Source organism: Glutamicibacter sp. GQ173 (assembly GCF_059759215.1).
The window spans coordinates 171685-189647 of sequence record NZ_JCAXDT010000007.1 but is presented as its reverse complement, the minus strand read 5'-3'; the positions used below and the strand labels follow the sequence as shown (position 1 = coordinate 189647).

Here is a 17963-nt window from a genome sequence, read left to right as displayed (position 1 = left end):
CGGCCTTTTCGTTGCAATTGCAGCGGCAGATATAGATTGGCCCCATGAACATAGAACTCACCCGGTTCCGGGTGCTTCCTGGAAAGACTGCCTCGGTCAACGAATGGATGGAACTGCTTAACTCCAGCTTGCCTGCGGTCCTTGAGACCCTGGAGCAAGAAAAGATGTACGTCGAAACGATCTTTAGCGAAAGCATCGACGGGGTCGAGTACCTGTACTGGTACAGCATCCAAGGCGAGAACGGTGTCGAGGTCAAGGACTCGAATCACGAGATCGACAAGGCCCACTTGAGGTATTGGAAAGAATGCATCGACCCGGACTATGCACCGCAGGATCTGCGCCCTCGAGTGAATATGATCCCTGAACGCATTCAGTGCCTCATGAAGTGAATGCAGCACCACGACACTAAAGGTCCAGTTCACAGGGGAACTGGACCTTTAATGTCGGGTGGGGCGCTAGCTGCGCAGCGTGATGGTGGTGGCCATGGCCGGTGAACGGCCGGTGGTCACGAAGCCAGAGATATTGGATCCCGGGTGCTTGATGATGTCGGTAATCGACCCCAGATGCCGGCTCAGGTCGATCTTGTCTTCCGGCGCGGCAAGCACGAGGTGGAAGCCGAATTCCTGCAAGGCGCGTATACCGGCAGCGGCATACTCCGAATTGGCCTGAATGAACGCTTCATCGATCATCACCGTGCCGAAGGAAGTGAAGCCTGCCGAAGCGAAGCCCAGCTGGTAGGCCAAGGCAGCGCCCATGATGAAGGAAGTAAAACGCTGGCCCTCTCCACCGGACAGGGTTCCAGGTTCCAAGCCGGTTTCGATTTCACCATTGGTCTTGTGCTCATTGCAGCTAATAACCACGTGTTGACGAACATCCAACACCGTGGATCGCCACGCATTTAGTGAAGGATCACTCAAGGCAGTAACGAGGGATTCCAACGCCTTATAGGACGTGGCCAAGGTCGTTTCATCCTTGGTCGTATAGGCCTCCTGCAAGGCATCCTTCAACTCCTTGCGGAAGTTCCCGGCTTCCACCGGAATCGAATTCTCGACCTCCAGGCGCAGGATGGAGCCATGCTCGAAGGTCACTTCGGCCAGAATCTGGTTCAACGGCTTGATGCGTTCGGAGATCATGCGCCGCTCTTCATCAAGCAACTGCAGCAGATCGCTGAAGCGCTCGTAGGAGCGGTTGGCGAAGTATTCACGGAACTGTGCTTCGTGGTGCGGCAGGCCATCGGCAACAATCTGATCGTGCAGCTGCGTGTAGTGCCCGGCGGCCTCCGCGGAAGTACCGTGGGTCTGGGCGTGCGAGGTGCCGAAATCACGGGCAAAGCGACGGAAAGTTTCACTCAGGGCGCTGCCAATTTCCTGGTGCTGGCTATGCAGCGAATTCATCTGGCTTCCCAGCTGCAGCTTGACCTCGGCGAAGGCCTCGCTGATTTGCTCACTGGGTGGGCACTTGCCTGAAATGGCCTGGTCAAGGACCGGACCGAGCAACTGATGCTGGCGCAATGGCGCCGGAATCGATTGCTCCCAATCGCCAGCCGGCTCCTGCGCCGTGGCCAGGACCTGCTGAGCACGTTCTACCTGGAGCTGCAGATCCTGGATGCGGGAACGGACAAGTGCAAGGTCGCCGACAAGCTTTTCCGCTTCGGCCTTGGCTGCTTCAATCTGCTGGCGCACTCGTGAGGAATCACCCGAGAGCGACAGGGCATCGCCAAGCTTCTGCTCGCCACGCCGCAACGCTTCCAAGGCAGGGGAAGAATCCAATTGGCTGAAGCTGCGCTCGTCGGCAATGATCGCCTTGAGCAGCAGCGACTTGGCAACCACCTTGTTCTTGGCGGCGCTGCGTTCATCGGCAGACGCTTGAGCCTGGGCGATTTTTTCCTCCAAGCGCACTGCCTTGGACTGCAGCTCGGAGATCTTTGATTCGTTGGTGAATCCGAGCAAGTATTCGGAGGCCGGAAGTCCGCGAGTATCGCGTTCGAAGGTTCCGGCACCGGTTTTCATGGTGCCTGCAGGGGTGATGGCTTTGGGATGCACATGCATGGCGGCATCGTTATCCACGCAAGCCAGCGGATAATCCGCGGTGATCTTCGACTTCAGCCAATTGCCCGCATCGCCTGGGGCAAAGTCGAGTTTGGTGACCAGATCTGCCGGGCCCGCCGCACCCGCCTTGGGCTGCTGGGAAATATCGATCCATCGAACACGTCCCAGGCCATCAAGTTGGTCGATGGCATGGGTCACCTGTCCCAGCAGGTCGCCCGGTACCAGCAGGGTGCGGGCCAAGGAATGCAGGGCCTTCTCCGCGGCCAGGCGCCAGGTCGAGGAATCAGCGGAAACATCCATCAGCTCGCCGGCAAAAGGCAGCTGGTCTTCGCTCAGCGAGCACGCCGAAGCGATTGCCCGGCGCGCTGCGATGGACCGGTCATCGATATTGCTGGCGCGGCGTTGATAGGAGCGGATCTGCTCGGCCAGCGTCTCGGCGCGCTTGCGCAAATTGACCAGCGATGCCATGGCTTCATATTCCACGGTTTGCGCGTCGTGGGTGATCGAAGACAGCTGTTGCAAAGTGCGGGCCGCATTGGCACGCAACTCATCCAAGCCGGTGGCGGAGAACTCAAAGCTCAATCCAGCTTCTGTCGCCTGTTGCTGCAGCGCGCGGAGGGCATTTTCCTTTTCGCTCAGCGCCTTTCGAGCAACATCGGCCTCGCGCTCCAGAAGCATGAGCGAGGCGGAACCGGCCGAATCGTGCGCCGCTTCCAGGGACTGCAGCTGGTCATCGAGCTGCTCCTTGCGCGCTCGAAGTTCCCCTTCTTCGATCTGCAGGGCAGCTAGTTCGCCCTGGTGGGCGGAGAGATCATTGCGCATGACCAGCTGGCGGACCTGGGCTTCCAGGGCTTGCACGTCGCTGTCCAGCAGGTGGCGGGCTTCGGTGATTTTCTCGGCCAGCTGGCGGTAGGCCAGATCCTGCTGGGGAACCTCGGCCAGCGCGTCACGCTGGGCACGGGCGGTGTCCAATTGGCGATAGATGCCACGAAGGTGCGCGAAGTCCTCAACTGCCGCCGCGGCGGCTTTGAGCGTTGCCGGTTCTTCGAGAACTTCATGGCGGAAGAACTGGTTGACGCCTTTGGCCAGGCCCTTGCCGTTTTGCAGGGTGCGCAACAAGGCAAAGGCCTTATCGCTTTCGACCCCAAGGCGGCGGCGAAGACGCTCAATAAACGCCTTGTGGGTATCGAAGGCTTCGGTGGGAGCTAGCGCCTTGGACAGCGAGGAGACGGTGAAGCGACGCGGTCCGTGGTTTTCCAGCTCGGCAATATCCACCTTGCCTTCGCACAACAGGTAGTGCTTGGAAACTTGGCCTTCCAGCCCAGCATCGGGCAGATCAAAAACGGCTCCGGCAGTCACCGTATTTCCCATGCCGTCCTCGTAGCTGAGGATGATGGCGCTCCAAGTTGCCCCCGGACGCTGGTAAACGGTGCCTTCGCTGGTCTTGAATTGGCGTCCGCGCATATAGGAGAAGGTGGTGCGCCGGTCTTCGCGGGTTGCCGCATCGTTAGCTGATTCATTGAGGCGGGGAGTCGCGAAGAATACGTGGCCCATGGCATCGAACAAGGTGGATTTGCCAACACCGGGGTGGCCGGTGACCAGTGTTCCGGCCCGGTCCACGGACAGGTCGTGCAGCCCGTGGAAGGTGCCCCAGTTAACGATCTGCACCCGGCTGAGGCGATGCTGGCCGGGGTTAATCGCGCCGCCCAGCGGAAGAGTCATTTCAATGCTCATCGGTTACTCCTGCACCAACTCGGGGGACTGTTCAGCAAGTTCATCGTTGTCATCGGGCGAAAGGTTAAAAGCCGGCTCATTGGCATCAATTGCCGCGATGTAGCGCGGAATGTCTTGAATGCTGCTCAGCGGCAGTGCCATGGCCAACGCCGGAGAGATGCGGAATTCGTTCTCCAGCTCGGTGCTGGTCAGCAATCGCAGGGATTGCAGCCGGGAGATGGCGGCATCACAGGATTCGGCAAATCGCTTGTCATCGCGGTCAGTGGCCTGCCGGTGCTCGGCCAGGATCTCGTGCATGGTGCCCCGTGAGGCCACCGCGTCGCTGCCGTTGCCGGACTGCTGCTCCAGCAAAAGCCGCAGGCGCAGGGCCAAGAGGGTTTCATCGCGCTTCAGCGGACGCCGAGGCGCGATCGGCGCGGTGTGGACGTGGTCAATCTGGACCGGGGACAGCATCGCAATTTTGCGGTCCATATCCATGGTCAACGCCAAGAAGATCTCCGAGAAGTAATCGGTGATCGTCTGCTGCTGATCAAGCAAGAGCTGCCAAGCGGAAGCGTCCACCGAGCCATCAAGGTAGGGTCCACGCAAGAGGCGAACCAGCAATTGGCGCAACGGCAGGGAGTATTTTCCGGTATCACCGTCGAACAGCGGTTCGGCGATCGGTGCGGCGTAGGCATCGCTCGTGGTCATAGCGGCTCCTTCGTGAAGCTTAAAGCGGGCAGGATGGCGGTTCTCATGGAACCATCAAGTTGCTGGAAATCAATGTTGACCAATTCAGCCTCGTTGAGCGATTCGCCATTGGTGCGTCCAATCTCAACCAGTGCGCGGATGGTGTTCAAATGCCGATGCTCATCGTCCAAAGCGGTGAATACTTCATCCATGCGCACCGCTCCGGCTGGCGCGTGGTTCAACTGCCGGGTGATCGACTCGCGCAGCAATGGCATATTGGCTTGTGGCGTCGCGGGACTGCGGACAATGTCGGCCTCGCTGAATTCCGGTGCCTGGGCCAGCGGGGGAGGCGCAACATGTTCGGAAGGATCGTAGATCCCCAAGCCGGAGAGCGTCATCAGCTGTGGAGTGTACAGATCCATCGGGGCCAGGCCGCTGCGCGGCTTGAGCGCCGACGACTTGGTGATGGCCAGCTCGGCTTCTCTGACAGCCTGGCGCAGAAGCTCGGCCTGCTTGTAATCCTCGGATTGGACGAAGGCATGCAGGGACTCGGAAAGTTTGCCGTAGGAAGCATGGACTTCGGCCGCCTGCCGGCGCAGCTCGCGCAGCAGGTTGGTGAGGATCTGACGCTCGGTGGCATCAAGGTCGTCAACAAATTCGCGTTCGAGCACTTCTGCCAATGCTGAACGGAAGCGCTGCTGGGCATCGGGAGAATTCAGGAATTCGGTGAATCCGCTGAAGGTTTCGCCTTCAGCTGTTGAACGCAATTGGCGATCGGCTTCGAGCACCTGGCCCACCGCGACGCCCTTAGCGGTAGAGGCATCGAGGATGCCTTCGCGAAGGGAGTGCAGCATGTCTTGGACACCATCGCGCATGCGGCGGAAGTCCGCAGGCAGGCTGGAGGCGAGGTCCAACAGCGAACGCGTTGCGGACAAGGCTGTTGTGCGCGAGAGCACCGCGGGATCATCCCCGCTGCGCAACTGCTCAATTTGTGCCTGGCGCTGGGCGATCTGGGATTCCAAGGCGCGGATTCGGGCTTCAGGATCCGGGTCCGTTTCATGCACCAGGGATTCCAGCGATGAAAGCAAGGTGTTCAAGCGCGAGGAGTTCAGGTGGGAATCGTCGGTGGAAAAATCTGAGAGGAAGCGCAATGTGCGCAAGGTCTGCGCGCTGGGCTCATAAACGAAACGCCCATCGATCAGCGGCCGCGCGAGAATTCCTTGCTTGACCCAGGTCTCGGCAAAATCCTGGGCAGAGTATGACTGCGGAATCTGCTCGTCGCTTTGACGCGCCTGCTTCAAGAACGAATCCAACGAAGCATGGAACAGCTCTAGCGCTACGCGGGAGCGATCGGCGGTGAACTCGGCTCGGATGAAGGCAACTGCCCATGGTTGGGCCGTCAGAAGACGATATGCTGCCGAGCCTTTGAACTGTTGAGCTTGAAGCCACAAACTATTCGCGCGGTGCGAGGGCTGCATGTACTTCCTTGATCTTTAGGACGCCTAACTAATCAATTCTAAATCATCGGCCTCAACAGTAAATGTGAATCCATTGCTCCTGCCCGTTAATCCCGGGCCTTGAGAACGAATCAGTTGCCGGGGGTGTTGCCAAAACCTCATTCTGTGTAGGGTCGAATTATAAAGATGACAACCTGTTTTCTGTCAGCTCATAGCCAAGGCAGAATGCACGGAGGGGGCAATCAATGAAGTCCTTGCGCTTAGCAGTATCCGTCGGCCTTGCCATGGCGTTGGCAGCCTGTAGCGCGCAAACCACCCCGGAAACCCCGAGCTCGGATTCTGCCGCACCGGAGCAATCACAACAGGAACAACAGCGAGTCAGCAGCGTTAAAGCCGAAATCAACAGGCTCGCTGATGGCTATGACTATGACGCCGCGATAAAACTTGCCAAGAAAGACACCGACGACAGCCTGTCTTCAATGGTCGCCGGACTCGAAGACGAGAAAGAACACACGACGGCGTGGGATCAGCCAGAGAAGATTCCGCACTTGTTTTTCCACTCGCTCATTGTGGACACCGACCGCGCCTTCGACAAGGAGAGCAGTTCTGCTGGATACGAAGACTACATGGTGACCCAAAAGGAATTTTCTGCGATCCTTTCATCGCTTTATGCAAAAGACTATGTACTGGTCAATCCGCATGACTTCGCTGGCCTCAATAAGCAGAAGAAGATGGAATATCGAAAGATCATGCTCCCCAAAGGCAAAAAGCCCCTGGTGCTTTCCGTTGATGATGTCAGCTACTACGAATATATGGAAGGCGATGGATTCGCCAGCAAGCTGGTGCTCGACAAAGATGGCAAAGTCCGCAACGAATATGTTGATGCTGCCGGTAAAAAACACATCGGTGCCTACGACGTGACAACGATGGTTGACGACTTCATCAACAAGCACCCGGACTTCACCTATCGGGATGCACGAGGTTTGATAGCAATGACCGGCTATAACGGCGTGTTCGGCTACCGCACCTCTGAGAGCCAGTATCCGAATAACAAGAATCTGAAAGAAGATCAGGAAAAGGCTACGGCGATCGCAAAATCCATGAAGGAAACCGGTTGGGTCTTCGCGTCTCATTCATGGGGCCACATCCAGACCGGAACGGTGAGCATGGGTCGGCTGGAACGCGATACCAAGCTTTGGAAAAAAGAGGTTGAACCGATCGTTGGCGCAACAGACCAGTTCATTTATCCTTTTGGCTCTGACATAGCGCACACCAGCGAATATTCGGGTCCCCGCTATGAGTACCTGAAGAAGCAAGGTTTCAGGTACTTCTACGGCGTGGATGGCACCACAGAATCCTGGATGCAGCAGCGCTCAGGCTATCAGCGCCAAATGCGCATCAACGTTGATGGGCTGCAATTTGCCAAGGAAGAAAGGGGAGACCGCCCGGTTCTGGGTTCCTTCTTCGACGTTGAAAAAGTCATCGACCCGGCAAGGAAATGAACGGATCGATGCGCGCCAACCTACAACGCCATGAACGCACCGAGTTGTGACAGTGCCTGCGGGGAAGAGGGCAGATAATCGGTGAGCCGCTCGCTGCGCACGATAATCGCTTTCCACTGTCCTCGGGAGACGGCGACGTTAACCCGGTTTCGATTCAAGAGGAACTCGATGCCTCGAGAAGCATCGTCCGCGCTGGAGCAGGCCATGGTCATCAAGACAATCGGCGCTTCTTGGCCCTGGAACTTGTCCACAGTCCCGACTTTGACCGCGTCCAGCCCCTGGGAGGCCAGTACCTCTCGAACCAGATTGACCTGGGCGTTGTATGCGGCGACCACCAGCATGTCGGTGGGTTCCAACGCTCGTTGGGGTTTACCGGGACCGGGAGTCCACAGCATGCCAAGATGATCGCGAACTAGCTGAGCGATGGTTTCGGCTTCCTCGACTGAGCTAACGGTGTTGCCACGGTGCTCAACCAGCGTAGTGCTCACTCCCGCAGGCGTACCTTCAAGCACACGCTGACCCGCAGCCGGGGCCGAAAACAGCTGGTGGTCGTAGCTCAAGGCCGAAACCTTGGCACATAGTTCCGGGTGCATGCGCCATGAAGCAGCCAGAAAATAGCCCAGCTGTGGCGGCAGCACGGGCTCGCCACCAGAGAGCCACCCCAAGGCCGATTCGTCAACGGGCTGCGGATGCGATCCCTGGGTAACCTGGGGCAGCTGTTGCGGATCACCGAGCAGCAAAAGGTTGCGCGCGGCTCGGGAGACGGCCAAGGTATTAGCCAGCGAGAACTGGCCTGCCTCGTCGATGACCAGCAAGTCGAGACTGCCAGCGGGCACCTTGGACCCGGTGAGGGTCCAAGACGTGCCGCCAATGAGCGCGCCATCGGCCGAACCCAGAACTTCAGAGATCGAGTCCTTGGAGGTTCCGGCCCACGGTACTGGATCCTTGTGCTTGACCTCCTTGGCGACTACTTCCGGGTCTACCCCCGCCTCGACTGCTTTGCGCAACACATTTTCAACCACTGCGTGGGACTGGGCCACGACCCCGATTTTCCATCCTTCGTTGATCAGCTCGCGGATCACGTGGGAAGCCACGAAGGTTTTTCCAGTGCCGGGAGGACCTTGGACGGCAAGGTATGAATCGTCGAGATCTTTCAACGACTCCACGACCGCTTGATAGATCTGGGGCTGGCCGTCGGCCACCATCGGTGCTGCGGGTGCCATGAGCGTTTTGAACCGCGGGGCGGTACGGCGCAAAATGTCGATTCCCGGCTGTTGCGGCAGAACAGGGACAGTGGATCCGACTTTTTGGGCAATCTCCAGCAGGGCATCGTCGATGCTCTTGGTCATCAACGGCTTATCGGGAGTCAACGCCATGGGAAGTGAACCGTAGGGAGGGATCTTGGCGCTGGATTTTTCAGAGACGATAATCCATCCTTCACCAACTTCCACCACAGTTGCGTTGAATGCTCCTCCACGAAGCGACTGGTCGACTTCCATGCCCTCAGGCAGAGGGGCCGTAAACATGGCAAATACCGATGACCCTGGGGAGAGTAGCGAACCTTCGGCCAGCGCGCCGTTGAGCTTGGTGATCCGCGTGAAGGTCCGGGCCCGTTCGGTGGGCTTGTGCCAATCTTCGAGGACTTCGGCGCTATCCACCGAGAAAACGCCGCGGACATCGCTCCAGTCATCAATTGGTGCGGAGAGCCGGTCGAAGTGCTCCCACCAGAACTGCTTTTTCTCCCGGCGGTTATAGCCGGTAGCAGCTGCCACCATGGCGATGGCGCGGTCGTCATCACTGAGTACCTGTCCCTGGGGAAGGTTTGCCAGGTAGTCCTGTAATCGCAGTTCTTCCGCGCTGGGCTCGTACTGTTCTTTGGATTCCTCTTGCAATGGAATAGCAGGAAGGCTTTGAGGCTGGTGTTCTTCGAGGGAAAGCAGCCAGTCGCGCAAGCGCAGGGTCGAGAGGCAGTCATACTCGTTGTAGTCGGCAATCGAGGCCAGTATCTCGTTGGCTGTGGGAGTATCGTGCGCATCGCGTGCCTGCATGTACTGTGCGTAGGCAACTACTGAGGCGCCGGCATCGGTGACGTCTCCGGCGCGCAGATGCTGGCCCATGTATAGCGGCTCAAGTTTCTTGATGGAGTAGGAACGAGTGGAGACCACTAAGGAATTTCGGACGGTTTCATACAGGTCCACGAGGAGGTTTTCCCGCAGCCAGGTATCGACTTCTTCTTCACCCGCGATGTGCACCTGCGAGAGCTTGCGCAGGGCGCTCTTTTCGTAAGCGGCGTAGTGGTAGATCTTCATCTTCGGATACCGCTGCCGGCGTTGCTGAACGTAGCTGATGAAATCCAGGAACGCCTGGCGTTCCTCGGCGCGGCTGTGCGCCCAGAAGGGCTTGAACACAGGTTCCCCGGTGTCATGTTCGATTACTCCGAACAGGTATTCCAAACCCCACGAACCGTCGGCACGATCCTGATATAGCGGGTCGCCTTCAAAATCAAAGAAAATATCGCCGGTGTCGGGAGCAGGAAGCTGCGAAATGGTTTGGCTGGATTTGACCCTGAAACTGACGCCTTGGACCTCTCCATCAACGCGGCCCAACCCTAGCTGCATTTGCGCCTGATCGATTATTCGAGCCAGAGACGATTCAGGCGGTGCTTCCAGAGCAGCTAATTGGTCGATGGTGAATACGCCGCGTTTTCGCAGTTTTTCACGTTGCACCATGGACATTCCCGCCACCAGCAACACGTCGCGGGTTGCCTGGGCTTGCTCAGCGCAGTAATCGCATCGGCCGCAAATGCGCATCAAATCCGAGTTCCATGCAACCGGCTCCGAGGATTCGCGATGCTGCTGGATCATCGACAAGAAGCGTGCGCGTTGGGCTTGGAAGACCGGAAGCACCTCGTCCACGCGGTGAACGGAATGCGTGCCGTCTCCGAGGACGAGAGTGGTTTTGGCAGATACTTTGATGCCTTCCGCGATCATCTGATCTGCGTAGGCGGCAACTTGCAACAGGGCGCTGACCCGCGCGTGGCGAGCCAATTTCGTATCCCAAACAGCCCAGGAACCATCTGGCTGGCGCACCAGGAAGTCGGCGAATCCAATGAAGGAACCGTCGAAGAAAGTGGCCTGGAAAATGACATCGGCTCCATTGCGCAAGACTTGCATCGTTTGCTCGTGGGCTGCGCGCAGGCCTTCGGGAGTCATCGTTGGGCGGTCATGGAATTGCTTGACTCCGGTGCCTTGGGCCGGATCATAGTCGCCGTAGGCTTGCACCAGTTCTTCAAGGACATTGTGTTCGTGGACATCACCGAGGATGGCGGTGCGTTCCAGCATTTCGTCCCTGGCATTTTCCGCTGCTGGACGGCGGCCAAGTTTCACGTCCAGGAGAAATAACGACTGAAAATTGCAATCGACAGACACGGCAAGGTCACTGGCTGAGAAGATGAACTGATCCTCTAAAAAGAACACGGGGCCGGCGCCTTTCGCTGACTGGTATCTACCTAGCCAACGTAGCACCGGCCCCGGACAGAATCATTGTTCTGCAGCGTGGACGACGTGGTTCACTGCCAGTTGGATCTTAGGAAATTTCGTCCTTCGACTTCTTGGAACCGCCGAGCAAGAGGGACAACAGAGCGACGCCAGCAGTGACGCTGTTGACCGCTGGCCATGCGCCGATCTTCTTTGCCAATGGGTGCGAAGCACCGAAGCCGCCAACATAAGCGCTAATCAGTGCGATTGCCTTGGCTAAGCCTGCATCCTTTTTCCAGATGAGGAACGAGCCAACGCCAGCTGCACCGAGCACCACGGCGGCCAGAGGGCGTTTTTTGGTAGCGCGGCCGGTAGCGTATCCGCCAGCCAAGCCGGTGACGGCCAATGCGGTTGAAGCTAAGCGAGACATGAAGATCCTCCAAATATTTTGCACAACATCTCGCTATGCAGATTATGCCTTGCACCTGTGATGTTTCCCAGAAGGCAGGTGAAAGGCTGGGTCGGATCTGCTGCATTTCGGTGGTGCTTGCGAGAATGGGGAACATCGATGGGCGATTGAGGAGCTCGAATGAATTTGGATATTGCTGAAGCCTGGCATCGTCTGGCACAGCCGGTGGTTGTCGATCTGAACTCATGGCAATGGCTGATTATTGCTGCTGTGGTGCTGGCGATGGTGATTCCGGCCCCAGCATGGCGCATTACCGGACTGTACTCAACGCTGGTCCACGAACTCGGCCACATCGTCTCCGCGCTGTTTACCGGAAGATTTGTCACTGGACTGCGATTGGGGTGGGATCATTCTGGCGAAGTTGTGAGCCGCGGGCGCGGAAAATTCTCGGTGATTGTTTCAGGGATATTCGGATATCCTGCGCCGTTGTGGGTTTCAGCCTTGATGTTCTGGGCAATTTCCATCGGCTACGCAGGCCAGGCGCTGGGGATCTACGCGCTCTTCTTCCTGCTTGCACTGGTTTTTGTCCGCAATTGGCCGGCATTTGTGGTGTGCACGGTCAGTGCCCTCATCGCCTTGGGCGTCGTCTTCTTCGCCCCGGTGGAGGCCTACCTTTATCTCTCGCTGCTCATCGCAGGATTCTTGCTGATTGCAGGATTGCGTGACTACGCGAAGCTCTTGGCCGTACATACTTGGCGGCGCCGAGACGTGGCCCAGTCCGACGCCTATTTGATTGCCCGGGCAACGCATACCTTTGCTGGCCTGTGGCTCTTGGTGATTCTTGTCCTTGGAGCCGGCGCTCTGTGGTGGACAAGCAGCAGCCTATTGACGTTGTTCTGAGCGGTTCTTCATGTTCTTGCGTAGCGTTCGGCGCGTCGCGGCCCGCGAAATTACCCAAGCGGCCGTGGCAGCTGCTCCCATCGGCAGAAGTTTCATCTTGCGTTTGGCCGGTCGCCGCGGATCCATTTCCATGTCCTGAAGCGGGTCGCCACCATGATTGATGCGAACTTCTTGCGCTTGGACGAGGTCCTTGTAGCTAGCCAGCTCCTGCTTGGCCACCAGGGTGTCATCGCGCAGGGGGAGCAGCATGTCGTCGGTTGCCGGCAAGCCGGCGCGCAGACGACGCAGGCGGAGGAATTCAATGTCGACCAGCGCACCCAGCAGCAGCGCGATGTTGCTGATCCAGCAGGCCAGCACCAGAATGATGACACCGCCGATAGTCCCGTAGGTAGCTGAATAGCTGGCGAACTGTGAGAGATAGATTCCAAATCCAACGAGGGACAGTCCCAAAATGACGAGGGCCGTTAGGGTTCCGGCAGAGAACCAGCGGAATCGCGGACGCTTGACGTTCGGGGTGAAGTAATAGAGCAATGCCAACACGAGAAGAATCATCACCAGCATGATCGGTGGCTTGGCGATGTTGAGCATCAGCACGAAACTATCGCCCAAGCCGACGACGTTGCCGATACCGCGGGCAATGGATCCTGAGGTGACCAGCAGGACAAGCGTGAGAACTGCAACCAGCATGATCAATACGGTGATGAGGAACATCTGCGGACGGCGTTTCCACTGTGGGCGTCCTTCGGGCACGCCATGGAGCCGATTCATGCTGCGGCCGAACGCCGTGACATATCCAGAGGTGCTCCAAAGTGCACCGAGGGAACCCGCGAGGATGGCCCAGAAGGTTCCACTGGCTTGCGATGCCAATCCTTCAAGCAACTGCTCGGTGGTGTCTAGCAGCTGTCGCGAATCGCCATTCGATGCCTGGCCATTGGGCGCCAGGCCTTGTTCCAGGATCTCCATGATCCATTTGGTCCCGCTGTCGCTGGCGCCTGCCAATGACAGCAGAGAAATCAGTGCCAACAGTCCCGGGAACATGGCCAAAACCATGAAGTACGAGAGGGAAGCCGCGACATCCAAGCCATCGTTTCTGAAGAATTCACGCAATGCGCGGGGGAAGCAGTTGAGAGATTCTTTCATGTGCTCTTTGGTGAATCTGCCTTTGTCTGGCATGTGCTTCCCCTGTCTGGCTAATGAATTCATCAGTGCAACGATCTGCTTTCGCACATCACACTACCTAACCATCTCTCCGGTGACTAGGTCATTTAGATTGGCGTCGTGTCGTCTGCCCGATCGAGCAACCATGTGTCCTCGCAGGGAGGCTGAGGCACCTTGAAGAAATGTTCATGCTCAAGGCGCCGAAATTGGTGAATTGCTGATTGCAAAGGACCTCGTTATGGAGCGTGCGAAGCGGCGATCTTGACACGCGATTCTGGCGCTTTTCAGGGGCCTCGAACGGATTGAAAGCTATATCACAGAAACTTGTTTGATATCCAGTCTAGATTTGTAACATTCTTGCCGGTTCACAAGGAGTTTAAGGATCTGCACGCGGCCAAAATTTAACTTTTTTCCGAGATGGCGACCTGTAATTACGCGGAATCTGGGCGTTTGCTGAGTTGCGGAGAGGGTGGGGGTCTGGGTTAGGGTCTTTATAACGTTTCGATAACACTCGCTGTGTTATTGGGGAAACAGGTACTACCGGGACTTCCAAACCGCTCGCCAGGGTAGTGCTTCATACAACGTCGAAATGCGACGCTGAGCGGTGCACGAAGATGGTCTTGGACGACCTGAGCGCGGGAAGAGCACTGGAGAATCATGATCCAGCAGAAGACTAAGAAATTGATCCGCCGCGGTGGAGCCTCCTTGGCAGCCGTAGCAGTAGCCGGTGGCGCAATCGTCGCCACCACTGCGCCAGCAAATGCTGCAAGCACCTGGGACAAGCTGGCTCAGTGCGAGTCCGGCGGAAACTGGTCCATCAACACCGGTAATGGCTACTACGGTGGCCTGCAGTTCTCGCTGTCGACCTGGAAGGCATTCGGCGGCTCCGGCATGCCGAACCAGGCATCGAAGGCTGAGCAGATTCGCATCGCAACCAAGGTCCAGGCTTCGCAGGGCTGGGGCGCATGGCCAGCATGTACCGCGAAACTAGGCATCAGCGGAACCCCAACCGGTGGATCCTCGAGCGATTCCTCGTCTAGCACCCAGACCAAGCAGGCCGCTCCAAAGGTTGTCGAAACCAAGAAGGCTGCTCCTGAGGTCACCCAGACCAAGCAGGCCGCTCCACAGGTTTCCGAGAGCAGCAACTCGGTCAAGTCCACCAAGCAGGCTGCTCCAAGCACTTCGGGCAAGCACGCGGCTCCGGCTCCACAGGCACCAGTGTTCAACATTGATGTCACCGACTCGGGCAAGAACTACACCGTCAAGTCCGGCGACACCCTGGCCAAGATTGCTGACCAGCTTGGTGTTGACGACTGGCGCGGCCTGTTCGTTCTGAACGACGATCAGCTGGCCAACCCAGATCTGATCATGGTCGGCCAGACCCTGAACGTTCCAGCGAACTAATTTCGCTAGACCAGCAACCTAGGTCCGCATGGTGCCAATTGGCACTATGCGGACCTAGCTGCATTTAACGCACCTATGCATGGGGAGCAAAAGTGCGCAGTACGCTGGTGGCATGCGAACAACCGATAATGCTGGGCATTCCGCTGAAAAGATCCTCGGTGGCGGTTTTGCGGAATCCGGGGTGCTTGAATTTCCGGTGGCGGTCGAGATGCAAGGGCCTCGATCGTGGTGGAACGGACCGCTGAATGTCGAGCAGCTCGCGCTGGGATCGGTTGGCCTGGTAGCTGCAGCGCTGCGCTCGCTCAGTGCAGGCCGACTGGATGTGGGCATCCGGACGGATCAAGTGGCAGCCGCTTTTGGCTCCTCAAGCCTTCTGCGGATTAATGGTGAAAAATCCCAGGGCTTCGCCGAGCACTCGGGCTTTTACCGCACGGGTGATGGCTGGATAAGAACCCACGCGAATTATCCGCATCATGAACAAAGGCTATTGCAATCTGTGGGGGCTTCGGCGAGTGGCGGCCTTCGCGAATCTCTGGCAGGGCTCTCGTCAATTCAAGCCCAAGAGCTCATCGTGGCTTCGGGCGGTGTGGCCGCGGCAGTGCAGACTCGTGCCGATTGGGCTGGATCAGCTGCAGGGCAGGCAGCCAAGCGTGGTGCATGGGCACAATTCACGATTCATGAGGCGAGCCGAAACGGGGCCTGGAGCTATGCTCCTGGTGCCTACCGGCCACTGGAAGGCTTGCGGGTCCTGGACCTGACGCGCGTTATTGCCGGGCCGACCGCGAGCCGGACGCTGGCCGCCTTTGGTGCAGAAGTATTACGCGTGGACGCCCCTGAACTGCCGGAGCTGCAGGCGCAACATGTTGATACCGGCTTCGGCAAGCGCAGCACCTTGCTGGATCTGTCTTCACCAGTTGATGGTGAGCGCATGGCTCGCCTGCTGGAGGTGGCCGACGTGCTGATTACCGGGTACCGGCAAGGGGCACTGAGCCGTTTTGGCCTGGACCCGCAGAGCCTGCAGGAGAAATATCCAGGACTGATCATTGCTGAACTTGATGCATGGGGTTATGAGGGCCCGTGGGCCAGCCGCCGGGGCTTCGACAGCATTGTGCAAGCTGCCTGCGGAATTTCCGATGCCTATCGCACCGAGCGTGGTGAACCTGGCGCTTTGCCGGTACAAGCCTTGGACCACGCAACGGGATACGGCCTGGCTGCGGCTGTCATCGCCATGGTTCAGGCTCGTTCAGAGCGCCGTGGCGTTGGCCTGGTGCGCTTTTCCCTCGCGCGCACCGCGGAGGCGCTTTTCGCGCTAGGTGCACCGGAAACCCCGGAGAAGGAACTGGAAGATCCTCGTACCGGGCGGATGGCAAGCTCTTATGGCGAGCTGGAGTATGCGCTGACGCCTTTTCTCATCGACGGGCATCTGCTTGACTACCGCGCAGCGTCACCGGCCTACGGGCAGGATGAACCGATCTGGCTTTAGCTCATGTCCGAGCACTGAAGCGGCAAATTGCTTGGAGGGGTGTCTCAAGGCGCTCGACAAAGCCAGGAATCGTTGCCTGCTTCGCTTGCCTGGCCAAGCCTCTGGCAGCATGCCATCGGGAAGTCCCGGATCAAGATAGGGCAGGGCGCGCCAAGCGTCAATCATGCTCACATAGCCCCGGTAGGCCTCGGCCGGATCTGCCTGATCCGCGCTGAGCCCAGCGGTAGCTTCAAGGAATTGCTGATGCCTTGAGCCAAGCTGTTCCAGGTCCCACCATTGCGCTGCGGCTTCGCGGGCCGTGGCGGGGAAGTGCGGTTGCTGGACTGTGAAGATCGTTGCCTGCGCTCGAGCATGCAATGCCTCCAAGGCCGCGTCGACCTCTTCGCGCAGATATTCCGGGAAGATCCACAAGCCTGCAGCCACTAGTCCGCCGCCGAGCTGCAGGAAATGCTTGCGTATCTGATGGCGCAGCGGGCGCAGCGTTTCCGGCAGGGAATAGGCCACCAGGCACCACGGGTCCATTGCGGACATCTGCCGGGGAGTGAAAATGCGGCGGCTGCCGCGTTCAAACATCGCCTGCGCGATTTGCGGTACGCGCAAGGCCGAATCGGTGCCGTTCTCCAGCACCTGCTTTTCGATCAGGCGGGAAATGGCAGTCTGCGCTGCTGCCGAGGAAATTCCCGCCGCTGTAGCCAGCTCGACAACGTGCGATCGCGGTATCGCCGCCGGCTTGTGGCGCAAGTATAGTCCGGTAATGGTTCGGATGATGGACGTGGCGCTGCCTGTGCGAGCCTCAAAGTCGTCGAGGCTGAACGCCGAAATCGGGGCGCTAGTTGCCAATTTCGGTGCGCACCGCAAAAAGCTCGGGGAAGAAGGTCAGATCCAGGGCGCGCTTGAGGAAATCGACCCCCGAGGAACCGCCAGTGCCGCGCTTGAAGCCGATGGTGCGCTGGACAACGCGCAGATGGCGGAAGCGCCAGGCTTGGAAATTGTCTTCAACGTCAACCAGGTCTTCGCAAGCCTGGTAAAGGCTCCACGCGGTTTCTTCGGATTCGTAGATTTCCTTGAACACTGGCACCAGTGCTTCTTGGAAGGTCCACGGCTTGGTGAGATCCCGTGACAGGATCTCCACGGGGATCTGGTATCCGCGGCGAGCCAGCGCCGCCAGGAAAACGTCATAGAGGCTTGGTTCGTGAAGCAGCTTGGCCAGCAGCTCGTGGGCCTTGGGATCTGCTTCGTGGACCTTGAGCATCCCTTCGTGCTTGTTGCCCAAGATGAATTCAACAGCGCGGTATTGGAAGGACTGGAACCCGGAGGAGGAGCCGAGGAAGCCGCGGAACTGCGCGTATTCCCGGGGCGTCAAAGTAGCGAGCACCGACCATTGCTCGGTCAGGGTTTTCTGGATGTGCTTCACGCGGGCCAAGCACTTCAGTGCTTTGCCGATGTCGTCGAGGCCCAAAAGCCGCCGGGCTTCGAGCAGCTCGTGGAGCATGAGCTTGAGCCATAGTTCACTGGCCTGATGCTGGATGATGAACAGCATTTCATCGTGATGCTCGGGCACGCTGACCGGGTGCTGTGCGGAGAGCACGCGGTCCAGGTCCAGATAGCTGCCATAAGACATGGTGTTCCTGAAATCGGTGCGGACGCCCTCTTCGATATCGCGCTGGTTTTCGGTCTGTGGCTTCTGGCTGCTCATGGCATCAGCATATCAATATTCTTACCA

Annotated in this window: 13 protein-coding genes; 5 read left to right on the top strand and 8 right to left on the bottom strand. The window is 58.3% G+C overall.

Annotated elements, in window-relative coordinates:
- Window positions 1-44: 44 nt before the first annotated feature.
- A complete protein-coding gene (locus AC6CHO_RS12695) occupies window positions 45-389 on the top strand; it encodes a DUF6176 family protein (RefSeq protein ID WP_498215396.1) in 345 nt (114 codons plus the stop codon).
- A gap of 66 nt (window positions 390-455) precedes the next feature.
- Here AC6CHO_RS12695 and AC6CHO_RS12690 read toward each other — a convergent pair whose 3' ends face one another.
- The 3 genes from AC6CHO_RS12690 to AC6CHO_RS12680 are packed head-to-tail and all read right to left on the bottom strand — an operon-like array spanning window position 456 to window position 5929.
- Window positions 456-3782, bottom strand: a complete 3327-nt coding sequence (locus AC6CHO_RS12690; RefSeq protein WP_498215394.1) for an ATP-binding protein — start codon at window positions 3780-3782, stop codon at window positions 456-458.
- 3 nt (window positions 3783-3785) lie between these two features.
- Window positions 3786-4472, bottom strand: coding sequence for a DUF4194 domain-containing protein (locus AC6CHO_RS12685; RefSeq protein ID WP_498215392.1), 687 nt, complete (start codon window positions 4470-4472; stop codon window positions 3786-3788).
- Window positions 4469-5929: a DUF3375 domain-containing protein gene (locus AC6CHO_RS12680; protein ID WP_498215390.1), complete on the bottom strand. Its 1461-nt coding sequence runs from the start codon at window positions 5927-5929 to the stop codon at window positions 4469-4471. The genes AC6CHO_RS12685 and AC6CHO_RS12680 overlap by 4 nt, the downstream gene beginning before the upstream one ends.
- 224 nt (window positions 5930-6153) lie before the next feature.
- Between AC6CHO_RS12680 and AC6CHO_RS12675 the strand changes: the two genes are divergently transcribed.
- Entirely contained in the window at window positions 6154-7410 is a 1257-nt protein-coding gene (locus tag AC6CHO_RS12675; protein ID WP_498215389.1) for a polysaccharide deacetylase family protein, read from the top strand.
- A 20-nt stretch (window positions 7411-7430) separates the two neighbouring features.
- Here AC6CHO_RS12675 and AC6CHO_RS12670 read toward each other — a convergent pair whose 3' ends face one another.
- Together AC6CHO_RS12670 and AC6CHO_RS12665 are read right to left on the bottom strand one after the other, a co-directional pair.
- On the bottom strand, window positions 7431-10886 hold the full coding sequence (locus AC6CHO_RS12670; protein ID WP_498215387.1) for a TM0106 family RecB-like putative nuclease: 3456 nt from the start codon (window positions 10884-10886) through the stop codon (window positions 7431-7433).
- 109 nt (window positions 10887-10995) lie between these two features.
- The gene (locus tag AC6CHO_RS12665; RefSeq protein ID WP_498215385.1) at window positions 10996-11316 is read right to left on the bottom strand and encodes a hypothetical protein; all 321 of its coding nucleotides are present in this window, start codon (window positions 11314-11316) and stop codon (window positions 10996-10998) included.
- Window positions 11317-11475: 159 nt separating this feature from the next.
- Between AC6CHO_RS12665 and AC6CHO_RS12660 the strand changes: the two genes are divergently transcribed.
- Window positions 11476-12195, top strand: a complete 720-nt coding sequence (locus AC6CHO_RS12660) for a M50 family metallopeptidase (RefSeq protein WP_498215383.1) — start codon at window positions 11476-11478, stop codon at window positions 12193-12195.
- Here AC6CHO_RS12660 and AC6CHO_RS12655 read toward each other — a convergent pair.
- Window positions 12178-13335, bottom strand: coding sequence for a YihY/virulence factor BrkB family protein (locus AC6CHO_RS12655; RefSeq protein WP_498215382.1), 1158 nt, complete (start codon window positions 13333-13335; stop codon window positions 12178-12180). The genes AC6CHO_RS12660 and AC6CHO_RS12655 overlap by 18 nt on opposite strands.
- A gap of 675 nt (window positions 13336-14010) precedes the next feature.
- On the opposite strand from AC6CHO_RS12655, the gene AC6CHO_RS12650 reads away from it, so the two are divergent.
- Window positions 14011-14757 carry a transglycosylase family protein gene (locus AC6CHO_RS12650; RefSeq protein ID WP_498215380.1) on the top strand — a complete coding sequence of 249 codons (747 nt, stop codon included), beginning with the start codon at window positions 14011-14013 and terminating at the stop codon, window positions 14755-14757.
- Window positions 14758-14869: 112 nt separating this feature from the next.
- A complete protein-coding gene (locus tag AC6CHO_RS12645) occupies window positions 14870-16240 on the top strand; it encodes a CoA transferase (RefSeq protein ID WP_498215378.1) in 1371 nt (456 codons plus the stop codon).
- Here AC6CHO_RS12645 and AC6CHO_RS12640 read toward each other — a convergent pair.
- Together AC6CHO_RS12640 and kynA are read right to left on the bottom strand one after the other, a co-directional pair.
- Window positions 16202-17080 (bottom strand): PaaX family transcriptional regulator, encoded by an 879-nt coding sequence (locus AC6CHO_RS12640; RefSeq protein ID WP_498215376.1) that lies wholly within the window; start codon window positions 17078-17080, stop codon window positions 16202-16204. The genes AC6CHO_RS12645 and AC6CHO_RS12640 overlap by 39 nt on opposite strands.
- A complete protein-coding gene (gene kynA / locus AC6CHO_RS12635) occupies window positions 17070-17936 on the bottom strand; it encodes a tryptophan 2,3-dioxygenase (RefSeq protein ID WP_146277729.1) in 867 nt (288 codons plus the stop codon). Before kynA ends, AC6CHO_RS12640 begins: the two co-directional genes overlap by 11 nt.
- Between the last annotated feature and the right edge of the window lie 27 nt (window positions 17937-17963).

Excerpts from the sequence above, each read along its gene's own strand:
- AC6CHO_RS12695 (WP_498215396.1), top strand. The coding sequence starts at position 45 with ATGAACATAGAACTCACCCGGTTCCGGGTGCTTCCTGGAAAGACTGCC.
- AC6CHO_RS12690 (WP_498215394.1), bottom strand. The coding sequence starts at position 3,782 with ATGAGCATTGAAATGACTCTTCCGCTGGGCGGCGCGATTAACCCCGGC.
- AC6CHO_RS12685 (WP_498215392.1), bottom strand. The coding sequence starts at position 4,472 with ATGACCACGAGCGATGCCTACGCCGCACCGATCGCCGAACCGCTGTTC.
- AC6CHO_RS12680 (WP_498215390.1), bottom strand. The coding sequence starts at position 5,929 with ATGCAGCCCTCGCACCGCGCGAATAGTTTGTGGCTTCAAGCTCAACAG.
- AC6CHO_RS12675 (WP_498215389.1), top strand. The coding sequence starts at position 6,154 with ATGAAGTCCTTGCGCTTAGCAGTATCCGTCGGCCTTGCCATGGCGTTG.
- AC6CHO_RS12665 (WP_498215385.1), bottom strand. The coding sequence starts at position 11,316 with ATGTCTCGCTTAGCTTCAACCGCATTGGCCGTCACCGGCTTGGCTGGC.
- AC6CHO_RS12660 (WP_498215383.1), top strand. The coding sequence starts at position 11,476 with ATGAATTTGGATATTGCTGAAGCCTGGCATCGTCTGGCACAGCCGGTG.
- AC6CHO_RS12655 (WP_498215382.1), bottom strand. The coding sequence starts at position 13,335 with ATGAAAGAATCTCTCAACTGCTTCCCCCGCGCATTGCGTGAATTCTTC.
- AC6CHO_RS12650 (WP_498215380.1), top strand. The coding sequence starts at position 14,011 with ATGATCCAGCAGAAGACTAAGAAATTGATCCGCCGCGGTGGAGCCTCC.
- AC6CHO_RS12645 (WP_498215378.1), top strand. The coding sequence starts at position 14,870 with ATGCGAACAACCGATAATGCTGGGCATTCCGCTGAAAAGATCCTCGGT.
- kynA (WP_146277729.1), bottom strand. The coding sequence starts at position 17,936 with ATGAGCAGCCAGAAGCCACAGACCGAAAACCAGCGCGATATCGAAGAG.